This window comes from uncultured Microbulbifer sp., from assembly GCF_947489355.1.
In the GTDB taxonomy this organism is placed as follows: Bacteria; Pseudomonadota; Gammaproteobacteria; order Pseudomonadales; family Cellvibrionaceae; genus Microbulbifer.
Window position 1 is genome coordinate 1 of the sequence record NZ_CANLDD010000119.1, and the last position, 3242, is coordinate 3242.

At 49.8% G+C, this 3242-nt stretch carries 3 protein-coding genes; all 3 read left to right on the forward strand.

Features of this window, described 5'->3' with window-relative positions; genetic code table 11:
- The first annotated feature begins 64 nt into the window (after positions 1 to 64).
- The 3 genes from Q1A48_RS20805 (at position 65) to Q1A48_RS20815 (ending at position 2732) form a co-directional block, all read left to right on the forward strand.
- The gene (locus Q1A48_RS20805; RefSeq protein WP_299948707.1) at positions 65 to 388 is read left to right on the forward strand and encodes a hypothetical protein; all 324 of its coding nucleotides are present in this window, start codon (positions 65 to 67) and stop codon (positions 386 to 388) included.
- Positions 389 to 1059: 671 nt separating this feature from the next.
- Positions 1060 to 1455: a S24 family peptidase gene (locus Q1A48_RS20810; protein ID WP_299948711.1), complete on the forward strand. Its 396-nt coding sequence runs from the start codon at positions 1060 to 1062 to the stop codon at positions 1453 to 1455.
- A complete protein-coding gene (locus tag Q1A48_RS20815) occupies positions 1452 to 2732 on the forward strand; it encodes a Y-family DNA polymerase (protein ID WP_299948709.1) in 1281 nt (426 codons plus the stop codon). Before Q1A48_RS20810 ends, Q1A48_RS20815 begins: the two co-directional genes overlap by 4 nt.
- Positions 2733 to 3242 lie beyond the last annotated feature (510 nt).

The following is a 3242-nucleotide window of genomic DNA, read 5'->3' on the forward strand; positions in this document are numbered from 1 at the left end:
ACCAGAAGATTTAATGGATAATTACTTGGCGGCACAAGCCGCATAAATGGTATGCGCTTCAAGGTTGAATCCGCGTTATGATTTAACTCCGGATATTATAGTTATTGATGGTTATGTTGTGTTGGGCCAAGAGCTAAAGCCCGGCTTGGGTATGCGTTTGTACGAAGCATTAGATAAAAAAATACCGATTATCGGTGTCGCAAAAACGGCTTTTAAAGATTCAAACTCCGAGTCAGAAGTATTTAGAGGGGAGAGTAAAAAGCCATTGTATGTTACGGCTGTAGGCATTGGGGATCAGATAGCAAAGAGTTATATCTCTTCAATGCATGGTAAACATCGAATGCCAACGCTATTGAAGCTTGTAGATCGTGAATGTAGGAAAGGTTAGCAAGGTGCTATTGATGGGGGGAGGGCATGCTTTCCGATTGGCCCTAAATTCTTCATGAGACTTGAGCTATCCATCTACCCCTTTATGAGAAAAACTAATGAATGAAAACTGTCTTGGGATCAAATCTGAAGATGTAACATTTGGTTAGATAGGAAAAGAGACCAACCTGGGACGTTTGTAGTGAAGAACTCCCCATCTTAGCTAGCAGCCTGCTAAAAGTGTCGGCCTGAGCCAGCCCCAAGCCATCGCGGGTAAGGTAATTGCAGTAAGCAAAGGGCTAGACACGACATCTTAAATATCGATTTTTTAGAAATATTTACCATTTAAAGGCCGAGAGTTGGTCCCTTACGACTGTCTGCTGGTGATTTGATCTAGCGAGCTTGACCAGTTGGCGAGGCTTGCTCAAAATACTGTATATGTGTACAGTTATTCCGATTCCCCTAATTCTGATTCCCGTCTCGGCGGGTTTCCCATCTCCAGCAGCGGCTTACGCGGCGAAGCCATTGGTCATCGACGATTGGCTCTGGCCTCAAAGAGTCAACTGTCAACTCGTGCCGTTCGGCGCCGGCGGCCGTACTTACCTGATTCTGGACCAGTCTTTACGACCTGTGGCAGGAGATCAGCTTTGGTTTACTGAAGTGGATGACTTACTGTCTTGGCCTTGTGAGTCTATGCCGGAGGTGAGCGCTGGCATCGTGGTAGCAGCTACCGTGAGGTTATACCGACGCCGTGTTGACCCTGGATTCACACCTGAATCGATACACAGCTGGCTTATCCGTCGGCCTTACGCCACCTACCTGGTGAGGGCCGAAGGGCGATCAATGATTGATAATGGTATCCACCCCGGAAGCCTGTTAGTGGTTGACCGCAGCTGTGATCTGCATGACGGTGATATTGTTATCGCTGGGTGTATTGAGGGGTTCCTGGTCAAGCAGTACCGGACGAGACCAGACCGCCTTGTGTCAGGCAACTCGGAATACCCCGACATTGCTCTTGAGAGCGTTCCGAAATACGGCCTGGATGGTGTCGTGATCGCCAGTCTGACGCGCCACAGGGGGTTAGAATGAAGCGCTGGGATTTACAGTCGAACCAAATTGCGCTGGTAGACATCAACAATTTCTACGTGTCCTCGGAAAGGGCCTTTGACCCGTGTATTCGGAACAAGCCCGTTGTGGTCTATTCCAACAACGACGGCTGTGTCATTGCTCGATGTGCTGAAGTTAAGGCGATGAATGTGAAGATGGGAACCCCCGTTTTCGAGGTACGTAAACTATTTGAGGAGCATGGAGTCGTGGCTCGCAGCAGCAACTACACGCTATACCACGATATGTCCTGTCGGTTTGTTGCCTCGCTGGAGCAGTTCTGTCCCGATGTGGAGCAGTACAGCATTGATGAGAGCTTCCTGCATTTCCGAGGCTTTGGTGAGCAACTGGCAGCCCACTGCCAGCGTTTGGTTGCTGCCGTGCGCCAGTGGACCTCAATGCCTTGCTGCGCCGGTATAGCGCCTACACGTACGCTCACGAAGGTGTGTAACCATTTTGCGAAAACGCTCGGTATTCCGGGCGGCGTCTTGCAACTAAGCTCCGAATATCAGCGCCAGCAATTGTTAAAGCAACTACCGGTCAGTGAGGTTTGGGGCATTGGTCGCAGACTGGCGCAGCGTTTTACGCCAATAGGTATTGAAACCGCATGGGACCTGTCTGTATCCCATATACCCACTATGCGCAAGGCGTTCGGGGTCACTATCGAGCGGACCATCCGTGAGCTGCAGGGGACACCTTGTATTGAGCTGACATCATTCGATGAAGCGAAAAACGAAATCGTATCCGGGCGCATGTTCGGCCAGCACATTACTGACTTTGATGGGCTGATGGCTTCAATCGCGAACCATGTGCTGTTGACTTGCGAAAAGCTTGAAGCGCAGAACGGTGTAGCTGGGAGGCTGGCTGTCTCAATACAGGGCAGGGCGCCGGGGGGCGGCTGGCTAGAGCAGTCCGCCTACACAGCCCTCAGTCCAGCGAGCAGTGCACCGCAAGTATTGGCACAGGCGGCGCGCAGCTGCTTGCGGGAAGCGTTTGTCAGAGGTCATGAATACCGGCGCGCTGCTGTGATGTTATCTACCCTTGAGATTGCGTCTGAATCTCAGAGTGACCTGTTTGGCGTGAACTCGGCAAAAGCTGATGGTGTAGCCAATTGCCTTTCGGCAGTCAACAAACGGTTTGGCCGGGGGAAAGTAGTTCTGGGTAGCGCGAAACTCTCTGAAAACTGGAAGATGAAACGCGAGTTTTTATCGCCAGCCTATACGACTGATTTCTCACAGATACCAGTTGCGCGAGCACACTAAAACCGAGTTTTGCGATTGTTCCGCCCTGACGCTGCCTGAACATAACAGGCGCCACAATTAAGGTGCGATTACAGGGATTTAGGCAAATCAGCTTTGTGGCCAAGGGCTCCAAGTGCGAGAAGCTGAACAGAAGCATATAGTGCACGGTGAACCTGCGGGTTGTAATTGGGAGTGAGGCGACCGATGAGTGTTTGTATCGGGTGCCGAATCTGGTAGTACTGTCAGCTTTGAACTGTTATTAATCTCGAATAAACCAGGTAGATTATGCAACACTTCAAAGCCTCACTCAATCCTGAAATGGAGCGTTTTAACAGTCCGTCTAAACTGATTTAGCGGATTTCTCCCCTTATCCATTTGTAGCTATATATCTAAAGAGGATCTCTATAAATTAAGTTTTCCTTAATTTTATCGCCCTGGATTCCCCATTATTCGGTCCTAGATTCAACTTGTAAGTGCATATCTCAATGGAGCTAGAAAAAGCGGCCAGTTGCCCGTAGACTTCTCGCTTTT